We start from the raw sequence: 500 nt of genomic DNA on the forward strand, positions 1-500 counted from the left end.
CCGGCCGCGTCTGCGCTCAGGACCAGGTCGCAGGCGCGGCGGGATGTAGTCAGTGCAGGGATCGAGCCGCGGTTCCGGCGGCTCGAAACGCAGACCGAGGCCCTCCGCGACACGATCGACACCAGCGCCGTCGAAAGCCAGCTCAAGGGGCTGACGGACCGCAGGGACGGTGCCGGAACCCAGTTGGAGGCCCTCGCCCGTCTCTATGCAAGTGGCGAGGATAAGCAGGATTTCGAGGCCCTCGCCACCATGGTGGCGAGGGCCTCGAAATCCTGCTTATCCTCGCCACTTGCATAGAGACGGGCGAGGGCCTCCAACTGGGTTCCGGCACCGTCCCTGCGGTCCGTCAGCCCCTTGAGCTGGCTTTCGACGGCGCTGGTGTCGATCGTGTCGCGGAGGGCCTCGGTCTGCGTTTCGAGCCGCCGGAACCGCGGCTCGATCCCTGCACTGACTACATCCCGCCGCGCCTGCGACCTGGTCCTGAGCGCAGACGCGGCCGG

General features: G+C 68.4%; 1 protein-coding gene. It reads right to left on the minus strand.

The features are described 5' to 3' along the window. Positions 1–203: 203 nt before the first annotated feature. Positions 204–500, minus strand: a 297-nt coding sequence (locus VE26_RS18870; protein WP_046106499.1) for a hypothetical protein, incomplete at its 5' end; no start/stop codon positions are given.

This window comes from Devosia chinhatensis (assembly GCF_000969445.1).
Classification (GTDB): Bacteria; Pseudomonadota; Alphaproteobacteria; order Rhizobiales; family Devosiaceae; genus Devosia; species Devosia chinhatensis.